The sequence below is a fragment of the Rhodovulum strictum genome, assembly GCF_009649175.1.
In the GTDB taxonomy this organism is placed as follows: domain Bacteria; phylum Pseudomonadota; class Alphaproteobacteria; order Rhodobacterales; family Rhodobacteraceae; genus Rhodovulum; species Rhodovulum strictum.
On record NZ_WJPO01000004.1, the window covers coordinates 106607 to 131346 of the forward strand.

26 protein-coding genes and 1 tRNA gene are annotated in these 24740 nt (G+C 68.0%); 15 read left to right on the top strand and 12 right to left on the bottom strand.

From position 1 onward, the window contains the following. Window positions 1–100: 100 nt before the first annotated feature. Entirely contained in the window at window positions 101–1195 is a 1095-nt protein-coding gene (locus tag GH815_RS04505; protein WP_153747558.1) for a DUF6456 domain-containing protein, read from the bottom strand. A gap of 230 nt (window positions 1196–1425) precedes the next feature. Between GH815_RS04505 and GH815_RS04510 the strand changes: the two genes are divergently transcribed. Continuing rightward, window positions 1426–1728, top strand: coding sequence for a DUF6477 family protein (locus tag GH815_RS04510; RefSeq protein WP_153747559.1), 303 nt, complete (start codon window positions 1426–1428; stop codon window positions 1726–1728). 6 nt (window positions 1729–1734) lie between these two features. On the opposite strand, the gene GH815_RS04515 is transcribed toward GH815_RS04510, so the two are convergent. Beyond that, a complete protein-coding gene (locus GH815_RS04515; RefSeq protein ID WP_153747560.1) occupies window positions 1735–3297 on the bottom strand; it encodes a trimethylamine methyltransferase family protein in 1563 nt (520 codons plus the stop codon). 280 nt (window positions 3298–3577) lie between these two features. Between GH815_RS04515 and GH815_RS04520 the strand changes: the two genes are divergently transcribed. From GH815_RS04520 to GH815_RS04555, 8 genes are all read left to right on the top strand, one after another. Continuing rightward, window positions 3578–4804, top strand: coding sequence for an MFS transporter (locus tag GH815_RS04520; protein WP_153747561.1), 1227 nt, complete (start codon window positions 3578–3580; stop codon window positions 4802–4804). 197 nt (window positions 4805–5001) lie between these two features. Next, complete coding sequence (rpmF, locus tag GH815_RS04525; protein ID WP_153747562.1) at window positions 5002–5211, top strand: 50S ribosomal protein L32; 210 nt, start codon at window positions 5002–5004, stop codon at window positions 5209–5211. Window positions 5212–5242: 31 nt separating this feature from the next. Continuing rightward, window positions 5243–6346, top strand: a complete 1104-nt coding sequence (gene plsX, locus GH815_RS04530; protein ID WP_153747563.1) for a phosphate acyltransferase PlsX — start codon at window positions 5243–5245, stop codon at window positions 6344–6346. Between the two features lie 2 nt (window positions 6347–6348). Next, a complete protein-coding gene (locus tag GH815_RS04535) occupies window positions 6349–7320 on the top strand; it encodes a beta-ketoacyl-ACP synthase III (protein WP_153747564.1) in 972 nt (323 codons plus the stop codon). A 107-nt stretch (window positions 7321–7427) separates the two neighbouring features. Continuing rightward, window positions 7428–7739: an integration host factor subunit alpha gene (gene ihfA / locus GH815_RS04540; protein WP_153747565.1), complete on the top strand. Its 312-nt coding sequence runs from the start codon at window positions 7428–7430 to the stop codon at window positions 7737–7739. A 12-nt stretch (window positions 7740–7751) separates the two neighbouring features. Then, window positions 7752–8801, top strand: coding sequence for a MerR family transcriptional regulator (locus GH815_RS04545; protein ID WP_153747566.1), 1050 nt, complete (start codon window positions 7752–7754; stop codon window positions 8799–8801). Between the two features lie 55 nt (window positions 8802–8856). Further along, window positions 8857–8933, top strand: a tRNA-Pro gene (locus GH815_RS04550). 97 nt (window positions 8934–9030) lie between these two features. Next, complete coding sequence (locus GH815_RS04555; protein ID WP_153747567.1) at window positions 9031–10116, top strand: 2'-deoxycytidine 5'-triphosphate deaminase; 1086 nt, start codon at window positions 9031–9033, stop codon at window positions 10114–10116. A gap of 5 nt (window positions 10117–10121) precedes the next feature. Here the strand turns inward: GH815_RS04555 and GH815_RS04560 are convergent, their stop codons facing one another. After that, window positions 10122–11090: a LysR family transcriptional regulator gene (locus tag GH815_RS04560; protein WP_153747568.1), complete on the bottom strand. Its 969-nt coding sequence runs from the start codon at window positions 11088–11090 to the stop codon at window positions 10122–10124. Between the two features lie 120 nt (window positions 11091–11210). On the opposite strand from GH815_RS04560, the gene GH815_RS04565 reads away from it, so the two are divergent. Next, complete coding sequence (locus tag GH815_RS04565) at window positions 11211–12584, top strand: aminotransferase (protein ID WP_153747569.1); 1374 nt, start codon at window positions 11211–11213, stop codon at window positions 12582–12584. Between the two features lie 10 nt (window positions 12585–12594). Here the strand turns inward: GH815_RS04565 and GH815_RS04570 are convergent, their stop codons facing one another. The 7 genes from GH815_RS04570 to GH815_RS04600 all read right to left on the bottom strand — a co-directional run bounded on the left by GH815_RS04570 (window position 12595) and on the right by GH815_RS04600 (window position 19260). Beyond that, window positions 12595–12786 carry a hypothetical protein gene (locus tag GH815_RS04570; protein WP_153747570.1) on the bottom strand — a complete coding sequence of 64 codons (192 nt, stop codon included), beginning with the start codon at window positions 12784–12786 and terminating at the stop codon, window positions 12595–12597. Between the two features lie 16 nt (window positions 12787–12802). Further along, window positions 12803–13447 (bottom strand): SMC-Scp complex subunit ScpB, encoded by a 645-nt coding sequence (gene scpB / locus GH815_RS04575; RefSeq protein WP_153747571.1) that lies wholly within the window; start codon window positions 13445–13447, stop codon window positions 12803–12805. Beyond that, window positions 13444–14247: a segregation and condensation protein A gene (locus GH815_RS04580; RefSeq protein ID WP_153747572.1), complete on the bottom strand. Its 804-nt coding sequence runs from the start codon at window positions 14245–14247 to the stop codon at window positions 13444–13446. The genes scpB and GH815_RS04580 overlap by 4 nt, the downstream gene beginning before the upstream one ends. Further along, window positions 14240–15253 (bottom strand): glycoside hydrolase family 3 N-terminal domain-containing protein, encoded by a 1014-nt coding sequence (locus tag GH815_RS04585; RefSeq protein ID WP_153747622.1) that lies wholly within the window; start codon window positions 15251–15253, stop codon window positions 14240–14242. Before GH815_RS04585 ends, GH815_RS04580 begins: the two co-directional genes overlap by 8 nt. Further along, window positions 15253–16194, bottom strand: a complete 942-nt coding sequence (locus tag GH815_RS04590) for an SPOR domain-containing protein (RefSeq protein ID WP_153747573.1) — start codon at window positions 16192–16194, stop codon at window positions 15253–15255. The genes GH815_RS04585 and GH815_RS04590 overlap by 1 nt, the downstream gene beginning before the upstream one ends. 78 nt (window positions 16195–16272) lie before the next feature. Continuing rightward, a complete protein-coding gene (gene argS / locus GH815_RS04595) occupies window positions 16273–18018 on the bottom strand; it encodes an arginine--tRNA ligase (protein ID WP_153747574.1) in 1746 nt (581 codons plus the stop codon). A 63-nt stretch (window positions 18019–18081) separates the two neighbouring features. Next, window positions 18082–19260 (bottom strand): deoxyguanosinetriphosphate triphosphohydrolase, encoded by a 1179-nt coding sequence (locus GH815_RS04600; RefSeq protein WP_153747623.1) that lies wholly within the window; start codon window positions 19258–19260, stop codon window positions 18082–18084. An 86-nt stretch (window positions 19261–19346) separates the two neighbouring features. On the opposite strand from GH815_RS04600, the gene GH815_RS04605 reads away from it, so the two are divergent. From GH815_RS04605 to xth, 4 genes are all read left to right on the top strand, one after another. Further along, window positions 19347–19670, top strand: a complete 324-nt coding sequence (locus GH815_RS04605; RefSeq protein ID WP_153747624.1) for a HesB/IscA family protein — start codon at window positions 19347–19349, stop codon at window positions 19668–19670. 195 nt (window positions 19671–19865) lie between these two features. Further along, entirely contained in the window at window positions 19866–20324 is a 459-nt protein-coding gene (locus GH815_RS04610) for a c-type cytochrome (protein WP_153747575.1), read from the top strand. A 3-nt stretch (window positions 20325–20327) separates the two neighbouring features. Further along, window positions 20328–20972, top strand: a complete 645-nt coding sequence (locus tag GH815_RS04615; protein WP_153747576.1) for a cytochrome b/b6 domain-containing protein — start codon at window positions 20328–20330, stop codon at window positions 20970–20972. A gap of 82 nt (window positions 20973–21054) precedes the next feature. After that, on the top strand, window positions 21055–21834 hold the full coding sequence (gene xth / locus GH815_RS04620; protein WP_153747577.1) for an exodeoxyribonuclease III: 780 nt from the start codon (window positions 21055–21057) through the stop codon (window positions 21832–21834). A gap of 138 nt (window positions 21835–21972) precedes the next feature. On the opposite strand, the gene GH815_RS04625 is transcribed toward xth, so the two are convergent. Then, on the bottom strand, window positions 21973–23169 hold the full coding sequence (locus tag GH815_RS04625) for an FAD-dependent monooxygenase (protein WP_153747578.1): 1197 nt from the start codon (window positions 23167–23169) through the stop codon (window positions 21973–21975). Between the two features lie 20 nt (window positions 23170–23189). Continuing rightward, entirely contained in the window at window positions 23190–23612 is a 423-nt protein-coding gene (gene dksA / locus GH815_RS04630; RefSeq protein ID WP_153747625.1) for an RNA polymerase-binding protein DksA, read from the bottom strand. A 189-nt stretch (window positions 23613–23801) separates the two neighbouring features. Between dksA and GH815_RS04635 the strand changes: the two genes are divergently transcribed. Beyond that, window positions 23802–24638, top strand: a complete 837-nt coding sequence (locus GH815_RS04635) for an AAA family ATPase (protein ID WP_153747579.1) — start codon at window positions 23802–23804, stop codon at window positions 24636–24638. Window positions 24639–24740: the final 102 nt, after the last annotated feature.

The following is a 24740-nucleotide window of genomic DNA, read 5'->3' on the forward strand; positions in this document are numbered from 1 at the left end:
CGAAGGGCAAGGTGGGCGCGTCACCACCGTCGCCTTGGCGGTCTTGCTGGCGCCCGCAAGGGGCAGTCTATGTCATGGGATTGGCAGAAGGGGCCAGCACCTAGCCGATCAGACCGGCACGTTCGCCCAGTTGTTCATAATGCCGCTTGAGTCGTTGCAGCGCGATCCTGAGCACGATCTTGCCCGAGCGCGCCGACCAGCCCAGATGTTGTTCGACCTGCTCCATGCCTTCGAGAAAGCAGCAGCAGCGCAGCACCACATCGCCCAGCCCCGGCCCCAGATCACGCAGCGCCGAGGCCACACGCTCACGCGCGCCCATCGGCCCGTCACAGGGACCGGCGCCGGGCTGGAATCCGCCCCGCTCGCCGCCGGTCAGGAACCGGTCCCAGTTCTGCGCGACCCGCGGTCCCATCTGGGCCACCTCGAAATCCTCGCGCAGCCGTTCGCCCGCGGCGACCAGATCGGGGGGCAGGAACGGCTTGCCATCCTTGTCGCGCCGCCGGCCAAGGATCGACAGCGGCGACTCGGCGCGGTTGTAGCGGATGCGCTCGGCCCTCTCGTCGCTTACCGTTTCCCAGTCGCGATGCTGGGCGGCAAAGGGCGCCGCGGCCTCGGCAAAGCCCGGCTGGCGCGGCTCGTCATCGGCAAGAATCCGCTTAAGTGCGGCCCGCCCTGCCTGCGTGATCTCGTATATCGTGACGCGGCCCCGGCTGCGGCAACCGATCCAGTCCTTCAGCGCAAAGATCTCGGCCACGGAACGGTCCACCACCGCGACTCGGCTGGTCTGCCCGTCCGGTCCCTCGCGCAGCACCGCCGCCTTTTCCATGTCGTTTGCAACGGCAAGAAAGGCACCGGGTTCGTTCATGCGGCGCAGGATGCGGCGTGCCTCGCGCTGGAGGGCGGGATCCTCCGCCGCGGGCTTTTCCAGGCGCATCGTCGCTGTCATCGGGGGGGTCTCCTTTCGCGGAAGGGAAGTCCGGGAATGCGCGCCAAGCCGGGCAAGCGCTTCATCGACAAGGGGATCGTCACGCCGCGTCTCGACCCGCCGCACCTGACGCAGTACGGTCGAGGGATGGCAGCCTTCACTGCGCGCAAGTTCACGCAACGAACAGCCGCCCTCGGTATGGGCGAGATACCATCGCGCCGCCTGTGGCAGCCAGGCGGGAGAGGTTTCCGACGGTTTGACGCAATCCATGTCTAGACTTCCCTCTGGTCCTGATGTACCCGGGTGGATCTTTTGCCCCCAAAGTCGGATACAATCCAAGGTTGAATTGGTTACCGTCCGGTTAACAACAATCGCGATGCTGAGTATTGTTTCTAAACGGTAAAGATTTCTGACCCCTCCGTACGCAGTTATCCACAATCGCGCAACACCCGTCAGGGTTGTGCGATGTTGCCTGCGATCGACATATCGGAGGTTCTGCCATGACCCGTCTTCCCGCCCAGCTCGCCCGGCTCCGTCGCCCCCGCCTGATGATTCAGGCCGCGCGCTTCGGACTTGCGGACTATCGCCGCGACCGAGACCTTGCCCGGCTGCTGCAAGGCCAGCGCCACGGCAGCCCGGCAGCGGTGATCGACCGGCTGATCGAGATCGAGGCCGGCATGGACGAACGGCGCCGCAGCGGCGACGCCGGGTATTCCTATCCCCGCCATGTCGAGGCCCTGATCGCGCTCATGGCCGAAGCGCGCGCCCTTGCCACCCCCCAACCGTTCAGCGAGGCGGCCTGAGCAGGATCACACGAAGGCGTCGGGCATCTCGGTCTTGCGCCGCGCGATATAGTCCTCCAGACCCTCGCGTATCCCCTCGTCCAGCGAAGGCGGCTCGTACTGCGCCAGCAGCACCCGGGCGCGCTCGGCGGCAAGGGACGCGGTGTCGCGCGCGCCTTCCTCTTCCCAGGTCTCGTAAGGCTTGTAGTCAAGGACATCCGAGCGCCAGAACGCCTCCCGGAAATGGGCCTGTGTATGCGCGCAGCCCAGGAAATGGCCGCCGGGTCCGACCTCGCGCAGCGCCTCCATCGCCTGCGCCTGTGGATCCATCGCCACGCCCTGCGCCATGCGGTGCAGCGCGCCCAGCTGATCGGCATCCATCACGAATTTCTCGACGCTGGCGACCAGCCCGCCCTCCAGCCAGCCGCAGGCATGCAGCATGAAGTTGACGCCCGCCAGCAGCGCGGTGTTCAGCGTGTTCGCGCTTTCATAGGCGGCCTGGGCATCGGGCAGCTTCGAGCCGCACAGCCCCCCGCCCGACCGGAACGGCAGCCCCAGCCGCCGGGCCAGCTGGCCCGCCCCGAACAGGATCTGGCTGGCCTCGGGCGTGCCGAAGGTGGGCGCCCCCGAATTCATGTCGATCGAGGTGACGAACGCCCCGAAGATCACCGGCGCGCCCGGCCGCACAAGCTGGGAATAGGCCACGCCCGCCAGCACCTCGGCCAGAACCTGGGTCAACGTGCCCGCCACCGTCACCGGCGCCATCGCACCGCCGACGATGAAGGGCGACACGATGCATGCCTGGTTCGCCGCCGCATAGACCTCGAGCGCCCCCATCATCGTCGCGTCGAAGGTCAGCGGCGAGTTGATGTTGATGAGCGAGGTCATCACCGCGTTCGATGCAACGAAGTCCCGGCCGAACAGGATCTCGCACATCTCGACGGAATCCCGCGCACGCGACGGTTCGGTGACCGAACCCATGAACGGCTTGTCGCTCAGGGTCATGTGCGCCAGCAGCATGTCCAGATGGCGCTTGTTCACGGCCACGTCGGTCGGCTCGCAAACCGTGCCGCCGGAATGATGCAGCCATTTCGACATCTGGCCCAGCCGCACGAAGCGGCGGAAATCCTCGATCGTGGCATAGCGCCGCCCGCCCTCCAGATCGCGCACGAAGGGCGGCCCGTAGACCGGTGCCAGCACCAGGCTGCGCCCGCCGATCTCGACGTTGCGCGCCGGGTTGCGGGCATGCTGGGTGAAGCGCGCGGGCGCGGTGGCGCAAAGCTTGCGGGCCAGACCGCGCGGGATGCGCACCCGCTCGCCCTGCACATCGGCACCGGCCTCGCGCCAGCGCGCCAGCGCGGCCGGGTTCTCGACGAAACTGACGCCGATCTCCTCCAGAACGCGCTCGGCATTCTCCTCGATGATCTCCAGCGCCTCGGCATTCAGAAGCTCGAAATCGGGAATGTTGCGTTCGATGAAGCGCGCCGTCTCGATGGCGATGCCCGAGCGCGCCGCCCGCCGTGCCGCGCCGCCGCCGCCACGGCCCCGCCCGGTGGCCCCCGCCCCCTGCCGCGCATCCACGTCGCCCATGCCCCTCTCCCGTCGCCAGCCCATAGTGTCCGCGCGCGGTTTACGCCAGTTTCCCATGCGGTTGCGTGCGGTTTCCGCCGCTTCCGCCGCCATGTGCGACATCGCGGCATGACACCGCCGTTTTGCCCGATCCTGATCGCGCGCCAACGGGTATTTTTTCCAGGAAGAAGATGCAGACGCCGCCCCGTCTTCTTCTGGCCTCAAATATCCCCGCCGGAGGCAGCCCGCGAACGCGGGCTCCCTCTTTCCTGACCGCCTGCGCCGCGCTAGGGGAAAGGACATGACCGATACGCCCATGTCCCCGCCATCCTCCCGGACCCGCGCCCGGCGCAATGTTGCCGTGCTGGTCGCGGCGCAGGCGCTGATCGGCGCGCAGATGCCGATGATCTTCACCATCGGCGGGCTTGCCGGGCAGACACTGGCGCCCAATCCCTGCTGGGCCACCTTGCCGATCTCGCTGATCGTGCTCGGCTCGATGCTCAGCGCGGCGCCGCTGTCGAGCCTGATGCAGCGCTACGGGCGGCGCGCGGGGTTCCTGGTGGGCACGCTGGGCGGCGCGGCGGGCGGTGCCGTTGGCGCGGCGGGGCTGGTCGAGGGGTCGTTCGCGCTGTTCCTCGCAGGCTCGTTCCTGACCGGCATCTACCTGTCGGCCCAGGGTTTCTACCGCTTTGCCGCCGCCGATACCGCCGTGGGCGATTTCCAGCCCAAGGCGATCTCCTATGTGCTGGCGGGCGGGCTGGTCGCGGCGATCCTCGGCCCGCAACTGGTCAAGGTCACCGCCGAGGCGATGGTCGTGCCCTTTCTCGGCAGCTATCTGGCGGTGATCGCGATCAACCTTGCCGGGCCGGTTCTGTTCGCCTTCCTCGACATTCCCGCGCCGCCCCGGCGCGTGCCCGGCCAGCCGGGCGGGCGCGGCCGGGCCGAGCTGTTGCGTGACCCGGTCATCGCCGTTGCGATCATCTGCGCGATGGTGTCCTATGCGCTGATGAACCTGGTGATGACCTCGGCGCCTCTGGCTGTGGTGGGCTGCGGCTTCGATACCGGGATCGCGGCGGATATCGTCACCGCGCATGTGCTGGCGATGTATGTCCCGAGCTTCTTCACCGGCCATCTGATCGCGCGGTTCGGCGCCCGCCCCGTCGTGGCGGCGGGTCTGGCGATCCTGGCTCTGGCGGGCGGGGTGGCGCTGACCGGTGTCGAGCTGGAGCAGTTCTTTGCCGCGATGGTCCTTCTGGGCATCGGCTGGAATTTCGGCTTCATCGGGGCGACCGCCATGCTGGCGCGCGCCCATGGCCCCGAGGAGCGGGGCGCGGTTCAGGGGTTGAACGACATGCTGGTGTTCGGCGGGGTGACGGTGGCCTCGCTGGGCTCTGGCGGGCTAATGAACTGCGCGGGCGGCTCGGCGGCCGAGGGCTGGGCGGCGGTCAACCTGCTGATGGTGCCCTTCCTCGCGCTGGCGGGCGCGGCCCTGATCTGGCTGGCGCTGCGGCCCGCGGCGGAGCGCTGAGCCCGGCCGCGCACGCGCCTTCCCCCACGTCAGGGGCTGCCGGGGCGGCGCCAGAAAAAGACTTGCGCCCGGTCAGAATCGCAGTATGTTCCCGGCCTCGCTGACACGATGGGTTACGCCGCGCGGCCACGCGCCAAAAGACGCGCTTTCCCAGGAAAGAACACCGGGCGCAGGCCCAGAAGGATCGAGGTTGAGACATGGCTGTCCCTCAGAATAAAGTCACGCGGTCGCGTCGCAACATGCGCCGGTCCCACGATGCGCTGGTGCCGGGCAACCCGGCCGAATGCTCGAATTGCGGCGAGCTGAAGCGCCCGCATCACGTCTGCTCGGCCTGTGGCCATTACGACGACCGCGAAGTGGTTGCGCAGGCCCAGGAATTCGACCTGGACGAAGACGACGCGGCCTAAGGCCCCCGGCCGCACGTCCGCCGCGTCGCACATGATCAAGGATCACTGTCAGGAGCCGCGCGCCAGCGCCCCGCGGACCGTCATTTCGGTCGATGCGATGGGTGGGGATCGCGGCCCCTCTGCTGTCGTCGCCGGCCTGGTCAAGGCCGCGACCAAGAACCCCGAGATCCGCTTCATCCTGCATGGCCGGCGGGGTGAGCTTGAACCGTTGCTCGCGCGCAAGCGCGTTCTCGAAGGCCGGGTCGAAATCCGCGACGCTGCCGATGTGGTGACGATGGAGGCCAAGCCCAGCCAGGTCATGCGCCATGGCCAGGCGACCTCGATGTGGTCGGCCATCGACAGCGTGCGCAATGGCGAGGCGCCGGTCTGTGTCTCCTGCGGCAATACCGGCGCGCTGATGCTGTTGTCGATCATGCGGCTGCGCAAGCTGCCCGGCGTGAACCGGCCTGCCATTGCCTGTCTGTGGCCCTCGCGCAATCCGCAGGGGTTCAACGTGATGCTGGATGTCGGCGCCGATGTCCGTGCCGACGAACATGACCTGCTGCAATACGCGCTGATGGGCTCGTCCTATGCGCGCAACGGGTTGGGGCTGGTGCGGCCACGGGTCGGCATCCTGAATGTCGGCACCGAGGAGAACAAGGGCCGGGCCGAGCTCAAAGCCGCCCATGACCTGATCGAAGCCGCGACCGAGGCCGGGCAGTTCGACTTCGTGGGCTTCGTCGAGGGCGGCGACATCCCCTCGGACCATGTCGATGTGATCGTGACCGACGGCTTCACCGGCAATGTCGCGCTCAAGACCGGCGAGGGCACCGCCCGGCTGATCGGCGATTTCCTGCGCGAGGCGTTCGCCGCAACGCCCCTGTCGCGGATCGCGGCACTTCTGGCGTTGACCTCGCTCAGGCGGTTCAAGAAGCGGATCGACCCGCGCCGGGTGAATGGCGGGGTCTTCCTGGGGCTAAACGGAACGGTTGTGAAATCGCACGGCTCATCCGATGCCACCGGGGTTGCTGCGGCGGTGAAGCTGGCCTGGGAACTGGCGCAATCGGGCTTTACCGAACGGCTTGCGGCCCGGGTGGCAACCGCCTCTGGGCCAGCGCCCGAGGCATTCAGGGACGTGGCCGGAGGCGAGCGGTAATCATGGTGACACGGGCCATTGTCAGGGGTGTCGGGCATTACCTGCCCGCGCGCGTGGTCGAGAATGCCGAGTTCGAGGCCAGTCTCGACACCTCGGACGAGTGGATTCGCAGCCGCTCGGGGATCGAGCGGCGCCATTTCGCCGCCGAGACCGAGACGACCTCGGACATGGCGATCCGCGCGGCACGCGCGGCGCTGGCGGATGCGGGGCTGGCCCCCGACGAGGTGGACGCGATCATACTGGCGACCTCGACCGCCGATCTGACCTTCCCCTCCGCCGCAACGATGGTGCAGGCGGGCCTCGGCATGACCCGCGGCTTTGCCTTCGATGTGCAGGCGGTCTGTGCGGGCTTCGTCTTTGCGTTGGCCAATGCGAATGCGCTGATCGCCACCGGCATGGCGCGCCGCGTGCTGGTGATCGGCGCCGAAAGCTTCAGCCGGATCCTCGACTGGACCGATCGCGGCACCTGTGTCCTGTTCGGCGATGGCGCGGGTGCGCTGCTGCTCGAGGCAGGCCAGGGCGAGGGCAATTCGGATGACCGCGGCGTGCTGGCGGTCGATCTGAATTCGGACGGGCGGCATCGCGACATCCTTTATGTCGATGGCGGCACCTCGACGGGCAGCACCGGTTATCTGCGGATGCTGGGCAAGGAAGTGTTCCGCCACGCCGTCGAAAAGCTTGCCGATACCGCCCATGCGGCGCTGGAAAAGGCGGGGCTGACGGGCGCGGATGTGGACTGGCTGGTGCCGCATCAGGCCAATCTGCGGATCATCAAGGCCACCGCGCAGCGCATGCAACTGCCGATGGATCGGGTGATCGTCACCGTGCAGGACCACGGTAACACCTCGGCCGCCTCGATTCCGCTGGCGCTGTCGGTCGGCAAGGCGCAGGGCCGGATCCAGCCGGGCCAGCTTGTCGTGATCGAGGCGATCGGCGGCGGGCTCGCCTGGGGGGCGGTGGTTTTGCGCTGGTAACCCGGCGTGCAAGACCCGCCGCACAAGCCGTTGTTATTGACTCGGAAATCCGTTTCTCTCTAAGGTTTTGCGCAGTCGGGGATTGCGGTATCACAGGAGGGGGCGCCATGTCGGGCAACACGCTGACACGTATGGATTTGACCGAGGCCGTCTTCCGCGAGGTGGGCCTGTCGCGCAACGAATCCGCCGATCTGGTGGAAAGCGTCCTTCAGCACATGTCGGATGCGCTGGTGCGTGGCGAGACGGTCAAGATCTCGTCCTTCGGCACCTTCTCGGTGCGTGAAAAGGCCGCAAGGGTCGGCCGCAACCCCAAGACCGGCGAAGAGGTTCCTATCCTGCCGCGCCGGGTGCTGACCTTTCGGCCCTCGCATCTGATGAAGGACCGCGTCGCCGCGGGAAATGCCGAGCGGATGGACTAAGGTCCGTATTTCATGGAAAAATCACCGGAAGCCTTCCGCACGATCAGCGAAGTGGCGGCGTGGCTCGACACGCCGGCGCATGTTCTGCGCTTCTGGGAAAGCCGATTTTCCCAGATCAAGCCGGTGAAACGCGCGGGCGGGCGGCGCTATTACCGCCCCGCCGACATGATGCTGCTGGGCGGGATCAAGAAGCTTCTGCACGAAGACGGGCTGACCATTCGCGGCGTGCAGAAGATCCTGCGCGAGGAGGGGGTGAAATTCGTCTCGTCGCTGTCGCCCGCGCTAGACGAAGGCGCGGACGGGCTGCTGATCGAGGGCCAGGCGGAACCCGCCAAGACAGAGGTGGCAACCGCCCTGCCCCCAGCCGAGTCGCTTTCCGGGCCCGCGCCCGAGGCGCCGATGCAGGAAGATGCCGAATCCGAGGCAGCAGAAATCGTGCCGCTGACCCGCCGCCCCCGGCCCGAACCGGACGAGGCGATGATCCTGCCGGGGCTCGACCTGGCCGCCGCAGCACCACCGCCCGCGCCGGAACCGGCCGAGCCCGACGCGGCGGCGATCCCCAGTTTCCGCCGCCACGCCCGCCCGCCGCTGGACGCCGAACCCGCCGCTACCCTGCCGCTTGAACCCGCGCCGGCCGAGCCCGAACCGGTCTTCATGCCACAGGCAGAGCCAGAGCCCGAACCGGCGATGGCCCTTGAGGAACCCGAGGAACTGGCAGCGCCGGAACCCGTGTTCGAGCAGGCCCCTGCCTGGACAGAACCCGAGTCCGAGGCAGAACCCGAAGAATTCACGCTCGAAGCCGAACCCGCCGCCCTTCCCGAACCGGAACCCGAGCCCGCCCCGCCGCAACCGCTGGGCACCGCAATTGCCGCGACCGATCCCGACGATGACGACCCGGATTTTACCCCGGTCGAAACGCCGCCGCGCGCATTGATCCGCACCCCGGCGCTGCGTCAGGCGCTGGCCGCCGACCCCGATCTGGCCCGGCAGGCGCTGGCCCGGCTTTCTGCGCTTGGCGACCGGATCACCTCTGGCGGGTCCGGGACCGATCTGCGTGGTTGAAACGGGTTTTTGCCGCTTGCCCCCACCGTCAGACATGCTAAGAACGCCCCCGTGTCGGGCTATGGCGCAGTCTGGTAGCGCGTCCGTCTGGGGGGCGGAAGGTCGCAGGTTCAAGTCCTGCTAGCCCGACCAAAATCACACCGCCCGCGTGCCCCTTCCGGGCCGCGGGCGGTGGTGTTTCAGGCGACTGCCCTGCATCACGCGACGGGGCGTCAATCAGGGGGATGCGATGACCGGAACCGGCGTGTTGCCCGCCCAGGAGATCCGCGCGCTGATCGACAGCGGCGCGATCGAACTGGACGCGCCGCTGGCCGAGGGTCAGGTTCAGCCCGCCTCGCTCGATCTGCGGCTGGGCGATGTGGCCTATCGGGTGCGCGCCTCGGTACTGGCGGGGGCGGGACGCACGGTGGCCGGGCGGCTTGCGGATTTCGAGATGCACCGCATCGACCTGAAGCCCGGCGCCGTTCTGGAAAAGGGCTGCGTCTATGTCGTGCCGCTGATGGAACGGCTGCGCCTGCCCGCCGACATCCACGCCGTCGCCAATGCCAAAAGCTCGACCGGCCGGCTGGACCTTCTGACCCGCGCGATCACCGATGGCGGGGTCGAGTTCGACCGCATCCGCGCAGGCTATGACGGCCCGCTCTACGCCGAGATCTGCCCCCGCTCCTTCTCGGTGCTGGTCCGGCCGGGCCAGCGGCTGAACCAGATCCGCTTTCGCCGCGGGCAGGCCGTGCTGCGCGATCCGGAACTGCGCGCGCTGCATGACGCGGTCGGGCTGGTGGCAGGCGGACCGGCGGTGATTTCCGAGGGGCTGGGTTTTTCGGTCGGTCTGGAGCCCGACAATGGCGATCTGGTCGGCTATCGCGCCAAGCCCCATGCCGATGTGATCGACCTGGACCGGATCGGCGGCCATGACCCGGCCGAGTTCTGGGAGGAGATCCGCACCGACAAGGGCCGGATCATCCTCGACCCTGGCGCCTTCTACATCCTTGTCAGCCGCGAGTCGGTGCATATCCCGCCCGATTACGCCGCCGAGATGGCGCCCTATCTGGCCATGGTGGGCGAGTTCCGCGTGCATTACGCCGGTTTCTTCGATCCCGGCTTCGGCCATGACGCGGCAGGCGGCACCGGCTCGAAAGGCGTGCTCGAGGTGCGCTGCCACGAGGTTCCCTTCGTGCTGGAACACGGGCAGGTCGTGGGGCGGCTGGTCTATGAACGCATGGCCGCGCGGCCCGAAACGCTTTACGGGGCGGGGATCGCGTCGAATTACCAGGGCCAGGGGCTGAAGCTGTCCAAGCATTTCCGCGCGCCCTGAGCGGCCTACAGCACCCGCAGATCCGCGCGCAGCCAGGGCAGGCGCGCCGCCGCCGCCTCGACCACCGCGGCACGCAGCAGCGGGCGCAGCCGGTCCGCCATCCGCCCCGGCATGTCGCCCAGCACCCCCGCCCGCGCGATCAGCGCGATCCGGCGCGACAGTGGCGCCAGCGGCAGCGGCAGCACCTCGACCGCATCCAGAAACCGGCTTGCGTGCAACAGCCCCAGCGGTGTCAGGATCGTCCAGCCCGCCCCGCCCGCGACCATGGCAAGGATCGCGTTATAGCTGTCCAGCTCGAACCGGCAGGGCGGGTGCAGCGCCTCGGCGGCCAGATGCGTGGCGATCTGGCGGCCCATCTGGTGGCGCTGGGTGTAATGCACCAGCGGCAGCGCCCTCAGCTGGGCAAGCGTATCACCCCCGGCCGTCACGGCACCGCGCGGCGCGGCGACCACAAAGGGCTCGACCAGCAGCGGATGCAGTTCCATCCAGCCCGCCGCCTGCCCCGGATCGGCCGCCACCACCATGTCAAGCGCGCGGTCATCCAGCAGCCCCAGAAGCCGGTGGCTTGGCCCGGTCTCAAGCTGGAACCGCGAGCGGGTAAGCTCCCCCGCCATCTCGGATAACAGCCGCGGCGTCACATCGGCCTCGAAATCCTCGATCATGCCCAGCCGCATCAGCGCCAGCCCCGACAGATCGCGCGCTGCAATCTCGGCGCGGGCCTGATCGGCCTCGGCCAGCATCGCGCGCGCCCGGCGCAGGAACAGCATGCCCGCCGGGGTCGGCACCAGCGGCCGGGCGCCCCGGTCCAGAAGCGGCGCCCCCAGCGCGGTTTCCAGCGCTGCAAGCTGCTGCGACACCGCCGAAACACTGGCCCCCAGCCGCCGTGCCGCGGCCGACAGCGTGCCTTCCTCGGCGGCGGCAACGAAGATCTCTGCGCCCCAAAGCGTGATCCGGCCGGGCGGGTTCTGGGCCATTGTCGCGGTCCCCCTGGTTCGGCGCCGACGCTACGGCGCGGGGGGCGCACAGGCAACGCGCGATTGCACCCGGCCGGGGGCGGCGATAGCGTCGGCGCGACATTGCCGAAGGATCTGCCCATGCCCGACACCGCCGCCAACAGCTGGGACGCCCGCGCCGGGGCGCATATGCTTTACGGTTTCACCGACCTGCCCTCGGTGCAGGCACGCGGCGCGGTCGTGCTGACCCATGGCGAGGGGCCCTATGTCGTGGATGTCGCGGGGCGGCGCTATCTGGACGCCAATTCCGGGCTCTGGAACATGGTCGCGGGCTTCGATCACCCCGGCCTCGCCGCCGCGGCCAAGGCGCAATATGACCGCTTTCCGGGCTATCACGCCTTTTTCGGGCGGGTATCGGACCAGACCGTGATGCTCAGCGAAAAGCTGATCGAGGTCTCGCCCTTCGCCCGCGGCAAGGTGTTCTATACCAATTCGGGCTCCGAGGCGAACGATACGCTGGTCAAGATGCTGTGGTTCCTGGCCCGTGCCGAGGGCCAGCCCGAGCGGCGCAAGATCCTGACGCGCTGGAACGGCTATCACGGGGTCACGGTCGCCGCTGCCTCGATGACGGGCAAGGCGTATAACGCGCTGTTCGGCCTGCCCCTGCCCGGTTTCATCCACCTGACCTGCCCGCATTACTGGCGCGAGGGGCGGCCCGATGAAACCGAGGCCGCCTTTACCGCCCGGCTGGCGGCCGAACTGGATGAGGTCATTGCGCGCGAGGGGGCCGAGACCATCGCGGGCTTCTTTGCCGAGCCGGTGATCGGCGCGGGCGGCGTGATCCCGCCATCAGCGGGCTATTTCCAGGCAATCCAGCCGATCCTGAAACGCCACAACATCCCCCTGATCGCGGACGAGGTGATCTGCGGCTTCGGCCGGACGGGCGCGGTCTGGGGCTGCCAGAGCTACGATTTCATCCCCGATGCGATCATCAGTTCCAAGGCGCTGACGGCGGGCTATTTCCCGATGGGCGCCGTGATCCTTGGCCCAGATCTGTCCGACCGCTTGCAGGCGGCCGCCGAGGCGGTCGAGGAATTTCCGCATGGCTTCACCGCCTCGGGCCATCCGGTCGGCTGCGCCATCGCGCTGAAGGCGATCGACGTGATCCTGAACGAGGGGCTTCTGGACAATGTCCGCGCCCTGACCCCGCGCTTCGAGGCGGGGCTGAGCCGGCTGGCCGAACATCCCCATATCGGCGAATGGCGCGGCAAGGGATTGATGGGGGCGCTGGAAGCGGTGGCCGACAAGCCGACGAAGACGCCCTTCCCTTCGACGCTGTCGGTCAGCGAACGCATCGCCAATACCTGCACCGATCACGGGCTGATCTGCCGCCCGCTGGGCCAGTCCATCGTGCTCTGCCCGCCCTTCATCCTGACCGAGGCGCAGATGGACGAGATGTTCGACAAGCTCGAAGCCGCGCTGACCCGCGTCTTTTCCGAGATCGGCGCGGGCTGATCCGGGCAGCCTAGAAGCGGCCGATCCGCCTGGCCAGCCGCGTCGCCTGACGCGCGCGCTTCGCCGTTTCGCGCGCCTGTGCCTGCGCCCGCGGGTCGGGATCGGCCCCCGTCGACACGCGCGCGGCCGCGTCGATGCCCTTGTGCATCAGCTTCCGCATCAGGATGCGGGTGGCCATGGCGATCAACCGGTCGGTTTTCATCCTGTCGTCTTCCCCGTCAGCTTTCGTCCTCGAACATGTCGCCCTGCCGGCCCTCGTCGGCATCCTCGTCCGTCTCGGTGCCGGGCATCGGGCGGCTGTCCAGCAGCCCCGCAGAGCGCAGTTCCTTGAGCCCGGGCAGGTCGCGCGCGCTTTCCAGCCCGAAATGGTCAAGGAATTCCTCGGTCACGACATAGGTGACGGGACGTCCCGGCGTCATCCGCCGCCGACCGAAGCGGATCCAGTCCAGTTCCAGCAACTGGTCGACCGTGCCCCGGCTGACCGAGACGCCGCGAATTTCCTCGATCTCGGCACGCGTCACCGGCTGGTGATAGGCGATGATCGCCAGCGTCTCGATCGCGGCGCGGCTGAGCTTGCGCAGCTCGACCGTCTCCTTCTGCATCAGGAATCCCAGATCTGGCGCGGTGCGAAACGCCCACCCCTCGCCCACGCGCACCAGTCGCACGCCGCGCCCTTCATAGCGGCGGGCAAGATGGGCAAGGGCGGCGGCGGCATCACAGCCATGCGGCATCCGGGCGTTCAGTTCGGCCACGCGCAGCGGCTCGGCCGAGGCGAACAGGATCGCCTCGACCATGCGCTCCTGCTCGCCGATGGGCGGCGCCTCGAAAAGGCTTTCCTCCTGCTCGGGCGGGGTCCGGGTCATGCGCGGGGTTTCCGCCGGATATGGATGGGCGCAAAGGTGTCGGACTGTCGGATCTCGATCTGGCCCTGTTTGGCCAGTTCAAGGCTGGCGGCGAAATGCGCCGCGGTGGCGGTGCGGCGGCGCACGGGGTCGGTCTGCCAGCCCTCGGGCAGCCAGCTTGACAGATCGATCCATTCGCCCGCATAGCCCAGCAGCCCGCGCATCCGCTCCAGCGCCTCTTCCATCGTGTAAAGCGCATCGCGATCAAGGACATAGGGACGAAACTCGTCCTTGGTGCGGATCCTTGCATAGGCCTGCATCAGATCCAGAAGCGTTGCGGTATACTGCACCCGGCGCACCCGCTGCACATCCTCTGGGATGCCGCGCACGAAGAAGTCGCGCCCCTTCTGGTCACGCCCCAGAAGCCGCGCCGCCACCGCCCGCATCGCTTCGAGCCGTTCAAGCTGGAACGCCAGATGCGCGGCCAGATCCTCGCCCGAGGGCCCCTCGTCGGTGGGATCGGGCGGCAGCAGCAGGCGCGACTTGAGATAGGCAAGCCAGGCCGCCATCACCAGGTAATCGGCCGCAAGCTCGATGCGCAGCGTCCGGGCCTGTTCGACAAAGGCCAGGTATTGCTCGGCCAGATGCAGCACCGAGATGCGGCGCAGGTCGACCTTCTGGCTGCGGGCCAGCGTCAGCAGCATGTCAAGCGGCCCCTCGAAGCCCTCGACATCCACGATCAGCGCCTCGGCAGCAAGCCGCGCGGCCACCGGGTCCCGCGCGGGGCCCTCGGTGAAACTGTCGGCCCCCTGTTCAGGCATGGCGCCTTTGCCCCGGCATCGCGTCAAGTTCGGCCATCAGCGCCGGTCCATCGCCCGGCACCGGCGGGCGGCGGCATTCCAGCGCCCGCGCGGCCCGTATCGCGGCCTCGTCGGTCAGCGTGCCGCTGGCCTCGGCCACCTGTTCCATCTCGGCCAGGTCGCCATTGCAATGCAAGACCACATCGCATCCCGCGCGGATACTGGCCTCGCTGCGCGCGGCGATGCTGCCCGACAGCGCCTGCATCGAGATGTCATCGCTCATCAAGAGGCCCTGAAAGCCAAGCGCATCCCGCACATACCGGATCGCCGCGCGCGAGGTGGTGACCGGCGCCCCGGCGTCGAGCGCATCATAGACCACATGGGCCGTCATCCCCAGAGGCAGGTCCGACAGCGCCCGGAAGGCGGCGAAATCGGTGGCCTCAAGCTCGGAAAGCGGGGTTGTCACGCGCGGCAGGTCAAGATGGCTGTCCACCGTGGCGCGGCCATGGCCGGGGATATGCTTCAGCACCGGCAGCACCCCCTCGTCCAGCAGCCCGTCGGCCACCGCGCGGGCGATGCCGGCGACCGTGGCGGGATCGGTCCCATAGCAGCGATCCTTGAGGATCGCGTGGGTTTCGGGTCGCGCCAGATCGCCAAGCGGCGCGCAATTGACGTCGATGCCCGCGCGGGCCAGTTCCTGCCCGATCAGCCGCGCGCGCAGATACATCGCGCGCGCGGCATTCTCTGGCCCCACCGCGGCAATCTGCGCCTCGGCGGTGTCCCATTGCCGCCAATGCGGCGCCGTCAGGCGCTGGACGCGGCCGCCCTCCTGGTCGATCAGGATCGGCGCGGCACGCCCCACGGCATCGCGCAGGCTGTCGGTCAGCGCGCGCAACTGGCCGGGGTCGCGGACATTGCGCGCAAACAGGATGAAGCCAAGCGGATTCGCCCCGGCAAAGAACCGCCGCTCGGCATCCGTCAGGATCGGGCCGGAACAGCCAAGGATACAGGCCCCGGCCCGCTGCATCAGCGCGCTACCACCGGGATGCACTCTGCCCCCTCGGCCAACAGCGCGGCGCAGAACCGGCGCGCATCGGCGATATCGTCAAAGCCCGCGGCGCGCAGCCGGTAGAAGATGCGCCCGCCGCCCTCGGTGGCCTGGATGACGCGAGACTTGCGCTCGAAGAACCCGGCAAAGCGGCCCTGACCGGCCAGATCTTCCCAAGCCAGACGCGCCTCGTCGGCCTCGTCAAAGGCGCCAAGCTGAACAAGCGCAGTCCCCGCCGCCACCTCGGTCGAGGCCAGTTCGGTCGCCGCGCGCGGCGCGAGCGAGGCAAGCGCCGCCTCGATGGCCACGCGGGTCGCCAGATCCATGTCGTCGGGACGCGCAGGCGGGCGCGGCGAATGGCTGAGCGCGCCGGCAGGCAGTTGCATCAGAGGAACGACCTCGTCCGGCGCGGCCTCTTCGAAGGGAACCAGCATCCCATCTTCGGCATCGAGACCGGGCACGGATGCCATGTCCAGGGACGGCTCGGCAGTCTCCTCGGCATAGGGCGCGGCGGCATCGGCATATGGCGCGACGTAGTCCTGCCGGGGCAACTCGTGCGGGGCCAGTTCGGCGCGCGGCAGATCCTCGGGCGCAAGCGCCAGCGGGCGCGGGGCAAGGTGCAGCGTATCGGCGGGCGGTGCGGCTTCGCCATCGGCGGCGACGCGGTTCACCGCCAGCCCCTGATGCTCGGCCTGGCGGCCGCCCGGATCCTCGGGCGCGATCCGCATCGGCCCTTCGAGCGCGCGCACAACGGGCACGCCGCTGACATCGCGCACGAGGATCTGGTAGCCCCAGACACAGAGCCCCGCCACCAGCGAAAGCGACAGCGCGCCGCCAGCCCAGTGCAGCGCGGTCTTGAGCCCCGGTCGGGCATCGCCCATCCCCGGCGCACGGAATGCGTCGTAATCGATCTCTGCCATTGCCGCCTCGTTTCCCGGGGCTCTATGTCCCCGGCTGGTTCTTGCCTGTCTCGGCCCGGGCGGGTTGCGCCTTGTTTTTCAGCGCATTTCCTCGACCGGAGTGACGCCGAGAATAGCAAGACCGGCGGAAATCACAACGGCCGTGGCGCGCGCCAGCGCGATTTTGGCCTGGCTTGTGGCCGCGTCGCCCTCTTGCAGGAAGCGCAGCGCAGGCAGATCGTTGCCGCGGTTCCACAGCGCATGGAACTCCGAGGCCAGCTCATAGAGGTAGAACGCGACCCGGTGCGGTTCATGGGTGCGTGCGGCGATCTCGACCAGACGCGGCCATTCGGCCAGCTTTTTCGCCACCGCGATCTCGGCCTCGTGGTCGAGCTTCGTCAGATCGGCCGCGGCAAGGGCTGCGTCATCGACGGCAATCCCGGCCTCGGCCGCCTTGCGCAACACGCTGCACACGCGGGCATGGGCATACTGGACATAGAAGACCGGATTGTCCTTGGACTGTTCCAGCACCTTGGCAAAGTCGAAATCCAGCGGCGCGTCGTTCTTGCGCGTCAGCATGTGGAACCGGGTCACGTCCGGCCCCACCTGATCGACCACATCGCGCAGCGTGACAAAGGTGCCCGCGCGCTTGGACATCTTGAAGGGTTCGCCGTTCTGGTAAAGCTTGACCAGTTGCGTCAGCCTGATGTCGAGCGGCACGCGGCCATCCGACAGCGCCGACACGACCGCCTTCATCCGCTTGACATAGCCGCCGTGATCCGCGCCGAACACATCAATAAGCGCGTCGAAACCTCTGGAAATCTTGTCGAAATGATAGGCGATATCGGGCGCGAAATAGGTCCATGCGCCGTCCGATTTCATGATCGGCCGGTCCACGTCATCGCCATGTTCGGTCGACTTGAAAAGGGTCTGCTCGCGCGGCTCCCAGTCTTCGGGGGTCTTGCCCTTGGGTGGTTCCAGCACGCCCTGATAGATCAGCCCCTTTGCGCGCAGCGCCTCGATCGCGGCCTCGATCCGGCCGGTGCCGTAAAGCGACTTCTCGGAATAGAACACATCCATCGCGACGCCCAGCGCGGCCAGATCGGCGCGGATCAGGTCCATCATCCGGTCGGTGGCAAAGTCGCGCACCTCTGTCAGCCAGACGGCTTCGGGCTGGTCGAGATAGGCCGCGCCCACCTTGTCCTTCAGCGCCTGCCCGACCTCGATCAGGTAATCGCCGGGATAGGTGCCGTCCTCGAACGCGACCTGCTGGCCATGCGCTTCGAGATAGCGCAGATAGACCGACCGGGCCAGCACATCGACCTGCGCGCCGCCATCGTTGATGTAATATTCGCGCGTCACCTGATGGCCGGAATAGTCCAGAAGGTTCGCCAGCGCATCGCCAAAGACCGCGCCGCGGGTGTGGCCCACATGCAACGGGCCGGTGGGGTTGGCCGAGACATATTCGACATTGACCCGCGCACCCTGCCCCATCGCCGAGCGTCCGAAATCCCGCCCCTCGGCCAGAACCCGCCCGACAAGCCCCTGCCAGACGCCGGGCGCAAGCCGCAGGTTCAGAAAACCCGGCCCCGCCACCTCGGCCAGCGCCACGCGCGGATCGGCCATCAGCCGGACGGCCAGCGCCTCGGCGATGTCGCGGGGTTTCAGACCGGCGGGCTTGGCCAGCACCATCGCGGCATTGGTGGCCATGTCGCCATGCGCCGGATCGCGCGGCGGCTCGACCGCGACGGCCGCGTAGTCGAGCCCGGCGGGCAGCGCGCCCTCGGCGGCCATGGCGGTCAGGCTGTCGATCACCAGCGCGCGAAGATCGGTAAAGAGGTTCATGTCCATCCCTTTCGGCTTGCCGGGCGGTTTACCACCGGGCGCGCGCGCGTCAACTGGCCCGGCTCAGCCCGTCGCCTGATGAAACGCGGCGGGCAGCGCGGCAACCTTGCCGGTCAGCCGGGCATGTTCCTGCAAGGCGAAGCGGTCGGTCATGCCCGCGATGTAATCGGCCACGATCCGCGCCAGCGCCGTCACATCCGGCACGGCGGCCACATCCTCGCGCCATTTCGCGGGCAGATGGGCGGGATCGGCCAGATAGATCGGGAACAGTTCCTCGACCACGCGCGTCACCTCGGCCCGCACCGCCATCACGCTGGGCGCACGATACATCCGGCGGAACAGGAAGTCGCGGATCTGGCGCAGATCGGCCCAGAGCGGATCGCTGAACCGGATCACCGGGCGGCCCAGCCCACGCACCTCGGCGGCGCTGGCGGGGGCGGCCTCGGCCAGCAGGCGGCGGGCCTCGGCGATCACGTTCTCGACCATCACGCCGAAAAAGCGCCGCGTCGCCTCGTGGCGGCGGCGTTTCCAGTCGATCCGCGGCCAGGCGCGGTCGACCTCGGCATAGCAATCGGCAAGGATCGGCAGCGCGGCCAGATCCTCGTCGGTGAAAAGCCCCGCGCGCAGCCCGTCATGCAGGTCGTGATTGTTATAGGCGATGTCATCGGCCAGCGCGGCCACCTGCGCCTCGGCGCTGGCATGGGTGTGCAGTTCAAGGTCGTGGCGCGCGTCATATTCGGCCAGCGCATAGGGCAGCGCACCCGTCACCGGCCCGTTATGCTTGGCGATCCCCTCCAGCGCCTCCCATGTCAGGTTCAGCCCGTCGAACCCGGCATAGTGGCGTTCCAGCCGCGTGACGATGCGGATCGCCTGCGCGTTGTGGTCGAACCCGCCATAGGGGGCCATCGCCGCGGCCAGCGCATCCTCGCCGGTATGGCCGAAGGGCGTATGCCCCAGATCATGCGCCAGCGCCACCGCCTCGGCCAGTTCGCCGTTCAGGCCCAGGACGCCCGCGATGGTGCGCGCGACCTGCGCCACCTCGATCGAATGGGTCAGCCGGGTGCGGAAGCTGTCGCCCTCATGCACCACGAAGACCTGCGTCTTGTGCATCAGCCGCCGGAAGGCCGAGGAATGGATGATCCGGTCCCGGTCGCGCTGAAAGGCCGAGCGAAAGGCGCTTTCCTGCTCGGGATAAAGGCGCCCGCGGCTCTGGGCGGGGTCGCAGGCAAAGGGGGCCAGCATCCGGGAACTCTCGTTGCTTGTTCGCATGTCTCGACCCCATATATTCAGGCTCAGGCCGTTTGCACACAGGGGAATCCGCAATGGAATTGACGCTGCCGCCGAAAGTCACCGACCGCGCCTTTGCCCGACTGGCCGAGATCGGCGCCGCGGCGCAGGGCAAGGCGCTGCGCATCGCCGTCGAGGGCGGCGGCTGTTCGGGCTTTCAATACGCGATCACGCTGGACGATCCCGCCGACGAGGATCTGCTGCTCGAAGGCGCGGGCGAGCGGGTCGTGGTCGATCCGGTCTCGCTGCCCTTCCTGTCGAATGCGGTGATCGACTTCACCGAGGAACTGATCGGCGCGCGTTTCGTGATCGAAAACCCGAACGCGGCCAGTTCCTGCGGCTGCGGTACCTCGTTCGCGATGTGACCCGCACGCATCTGTGCATCCCTGCACGGACCCTGCGCATGGCCCTGATTCTGTGCCGAAAGCCTGAAAACGCGGCGGATCGCCCCATGGCACCTTGTTGTGATCATCCCAAGATACAACTGTGACGTGACCGCATCCCGGTCGCGTGTTAGCCCAGCCTCCGGAAATCCCCGGATCACCAGCAAGGAGAGTTTCATGCGCAAGGTTCTTTTGATCACCGCCGCCCTGGCCACCATCCCGGCCTCTGTCATGGCCGCCGACCTTCAGGAAGTGGTCGATGCCCGCCGCGGCTTCTATGCCATTCTCGGCGCCAACATGGGCGTTCTGGCCTTGATGGCGCGGGGCGAAACCGAATATGATGGCGCGGTTGCCCAGACCCATGCCGACAACCTCAAGCTGCTGACCGCCTATTCCATGGGCCATCTCTACGCGCCCGGCACCTCGAATGCCGACATGCCCGGCAAGACCCGCGCCCTGCCCAAGATCTGGGAGGATTTCGCCGGGGTGCAGGAAAAGGGCATGGCCTATGTCCAGGCTGTCGAGAACCTGACCGAGGTCGCGGGGCTTGACCGCGCGGAACTCGGCGGCGCGGTGCAACGGCTGGGCGGCGCCTGCAAGGACTGCCACGACAATTACCGCGCCCGGGACTTCTGAGCGATGAAGGACACGGGCACCCTGGGTGCCGGTCCGGGCGGCAACACCGCCCGGACCAACGGCGCGCCCGACGAGGTCGAAACCATCCGGCTCTGGGATCCGCTGCTGCGGCTCTACCACTGGCTGCTGGCAATCGCGGTCGTGGGCGCCTGGGGGCTGGGCAAGTTCGGGCCCAATGTGATGACGCTGCATTTCTGGTTCGGCTATGCGGTGCTGGGGCTTCTGGCCTTCCGGCTGGTCTGGGGGTTCGTCGGCCCGCAGCATGCGCGGTTCGGCAATTTCCTTTATGGGCCGGTTTCCATCGGGAAATACGTCGTCCACATGGTCCGGCGCGAACCCAGCTACTGGCGCGGGCATAATCCGCTGGGCGGGCTGTTCGTCTTCATCCTGCTCGGCCTGCTGGCGGTTCATGCCGGGCTGGGGCTGATCGCCGATCCCGAGGATTACATCAATGCCGGCCCGCTGGCCCGCGAGGTCAGCATGGCTACCTCGCGCACGGCACTGGCCTGGCATGCCACGCTGGGCTGGGCGGTGCTGGGACTGGTGATCCTGCATGTCGCGGCGATCCTGTTCTACCGCAAATGGAAGCGCGAGGATCTGGTCCGCCCGATGATCACCGGCCGCAAGACGGTGCGCAAGGCAGGCTGATCCGCTGCCCTTATGGACATCGCGCGCCTGTCCGGGGATAGTCCCGGGCAGGCGGCGGACAGCGGGCTGACCGGGGGGCGGAATGCGGATCGCGACGTTCAACATCAACGGCATCAAGGCGCGGATCGAGGCGCTGAGCGCCTGGCTCGACGAGGCGGCGCCCGATGTGGCGCTGTTGCAGGAGATCAAGTCGGTCGACGAGGCCTTCCCGCGCGAGCTGTTCGAAGACCGCGGCTACAGGGTCGAGACCCATGGCCAGAAGGGCTTCAACGGCGTCGCGATCCTGTCGAAACTGCCGCTGGAGGATGTGACCCGCGGCTTGCCGGGGGATCCGGGCGACGAGCAGGCGCGCTGGATCGAGGCGACGGTGATCGGCGCGCGGGCGGTGCGGCTCTGCTGTCTCTACCTGCCCAATGGCAACCCGGCGCCGGGGCCGAAATACGAGTACAAGCTGGCCTGGATGGCCCGTCTGGAAGCACGCGCGCGCGATCTGCTGGCGGGCGAGGAGCCGGTGGTCCTGGCGGGCGATTACAACGTGATCCCGCAGGACGAGGACGCGGCGCGGCCCGAGGCCTGGCGCACCGATGCGCTGGCCCTGCCCCGGACGCGGGCGGCGTTCCGCCGGATCGTGAACCTGGGCTACACCGAAGCCTTCCGCGCCCAGGAGCAGGGGCCCGGGCATTATTCTTTCTGGGATTATCAGGGCGGGGCATGGAACCGCAATGACGGCATCCGCATCGACCATCTGCTGCTGAGCCCGCAAGCCGCCGATCTGATGACCGAGTGCCGGATCGAGGCGGAGCTGCGCGGCCACGACAAGCCGTCGGACCATGTGCCGGTCTGGGTGACGCTGGACGCCTGAGCCGGGCCAACGGGGTGCTCCCGCCCCCGTCCGGCGCAGGGCGCTTGCGCGCCCCGCTTGTCCGGGGTTGGGCGTGGCGCGGCCTTGCGGCCGCGTGCCTCCGGCGGGGGTATTTCGGCCAAGAAGAAGCGGCCGGGGTCAGGGCATCGGGGCGGCGGTCAGGGGGTAGCGGGCGGCGACATCATGGGCATAGACCCAGTCGAAGCGCTTGAGCGCCCCGCCCGGGGCGAGCGCGCCGCCAAGTCGCAGGGCCGTATGGGCAAGCGCGCGCAGCGGCGGCGAACTGAGATGGTAGTTGCGGGCGTTTCGCGAGGCCATCTCGACGATCTTCATCGTGCGCGGGCGGCGTTCGGCCTGATAGGCGGCAAAGGCGGTTGCGGTATCGGGATGGCGTGCGAGGCAGGCGGCCAGCACCCAGGCATCCTCGATCGCCATGTTCGCGCCCTGGGCGAGGAAGGGCAGCGTCGGATGCGCCGCATCGCCGAGGATCGCGGCGGGGCCGCCATGCCAGCACGCGGCGACAGGGTGACGAAAGAGGCCCCAGAGATTCACATGGCTGACCCGGGCCAGCAGGTCGGGCACCCCGGCGCCAAATTCGGCAAAGGCGCGGCGCAGGTTGTCGGGGTCGTCGTCATGGTTCCAGCCCTCGTCGACCCAGGAGGTGCGCTCCTCGACCGCGACGATGTTGATCAGTTCGCCGCCGCGCAGCGGGTAATGCACCAGATGCCGTCCGGGCCCCATGAAGACCTGGGCGACCGGCGCGACCGGGCCGGTGGCGGGCACCAGCGCGCGCCAGGCGACCTGTCCGGTGAAATCGGGCTCGGCGGCGCCGTTCAGCGCGGCGCGCACCACCGAATGCAGCCCGTCCGCACCGATCAGCAGGTCGGTCGCGACATGGGCGCCCTGGGCGCTGGTCAAGAGCGCGCGATCGGATTCAAGCTGGACCCCGGTGATGTCCTGCAACAGCCGGATCTGCGCCCCCGCCGCCCGGGCCGCGCCCGCCAGCATCTCGATCAGGTCGGCGCGATGGATGAAATGATAGCTGCCCGTGGCCGAGGACAGATCGAGGCGCAGCACCTCGCGCCCCGCGCGGAAATCGCGCAGCACCACGGCCCGGCCCCGCACCCCGAGCGCGTTCAGTTCCGGCAACAGGCCAAGCGCCTTGAGCACCGTCACGCCATTCGGGCTGATCTGAAGGCCCGCGCCGACCTCGCGGATCGCGTCGGCGCGTTCCAGGACCACCACCTCGGCGCCGCGCCGGGCCAAGGCTGTCGCCACCGCGAGGCCCGCAATGCCGGCCCCGAGGATCGTTGCCTTGCGCCCAGTCAGGGGCATGCGCCCTCCCCGTCCTTGCCTCAGTCGTCGCGATGGACGCGCTCGCGCCGTTCGTGGCGTTCCTGCGCCTCGAGGCTCAGGGTGGCGATCGGGCGGGCATCGAGCCGCTTGAGAGAGATCGGCTCGCCGGTTTCCTCGCAATAGCCGTATTCGCCATTCTCGATCCGGCGCAGCGCGGCGTCGATCTTGGCCACCAGCTTGCGCTGGCGATCGCGCGTCCTGAGTTCAAGGGCGCGGTCGGTCTCTTCGCTGGCGCGGTCGGCGATATCGGGAATGTTGCGGCTGGAATCCTGAAGCCCTTCGAGGGTTTCGCGGCTTTCGTTCAGAATGTCGTGCTTCCAGGCGTTCAATTTGCGGCGGAAATATTCGAGCTGGCGCTCGTTCATGAAGGGTTCGTCCTCCGCAGGACGGTAATCGTCGGGCAAGAACACTTCGGCTTTCATCCCTGCTCCCTTGTCTGGACCGGGCGAAAACTCGTTCATCTAAATATCTCCCCCGGCACGTCACGCGGCTGGCTATAGCCCGATCGCCGCGCGGTGTCACTAGCGTTGTGGCCTCTTATATGGCGCTTGCCTGTTTGTGAAGGGGCGCTAAGGTCCGGGGCGATTGGCTGGTTCGCATGGGGTCTTGTGATGGCGTTCAACTCGACGGACAGTTATGTGGCCTCGGCGGATCTTGCGGTTGCGGTGAATGCCGCCGTGGCGCTGGAACGGCCGCTTCTGGTCAAGGGCGAACCGGGCACCGGCAAGACCGAGCTTGCCCGCCAGGTTGCCCAATCCCTGGGCATGCCGCTTATCGAATGGCACATAAAATCGACGACCCGTGCCCAGCAGGGGCTATACGAATACGACGCGGTGAGTCGGCTGCGCGACAGCCAGCTTGGCGACGAACGGGTGCATGACATCGCCAATTACATCCGGCGCGGCAAGCTGTGGCAGGCCTTCGATGCGCCCCACAGGATCGTCCTGCTGATCGACGAGATCGACAAGGCGGATATCGAGTTCCCGAACGACCTGTTGCAGGAACTCGACCGGATGGAATTTCACGTCTACGAGACCGGCGAGACGGTGACGGCGCGTCACCGCCCTGTCGTCATCATCACCTCGAACAACGAAAAGGAACTGCCCGACGCGTTCCTGCGGCGCTGTTTCTTCCACTATATCCGTTTCCCCGACATCGAGACGATGAAGCGCATCGTCGAGGTCCATCACCCCGGCATCAAGCAGGATCTGCTGCATGCCGCGCTGACCCAGTTCTACGAGATCCGCGACATGGACGGGCTGAAGAAACGGCCCTCTACCTCCGAGGTGCTGGACTGGCTCAAGCTGCTGCTGGCCGAGGATCTGAAGCCCGAGGATCTGCGCCGCGACGGGCGCAGCGCCCTGCCCCGGCTGCATGGCGCGCTGCTGAAGAACGAGCAGGACGTGCAACTGTTCGAGCGGCTGGCCTTCATGGCGCGGCGGGGCTGAGCCGGACCGCCACGACGCAGGCATTGAACACCTGTCGGTTGCGGGCGCCCTTGTGCCGGGCCGCGCGCTCGCCCAAGATGGGGCGCGGGCCGAAACCCGCCT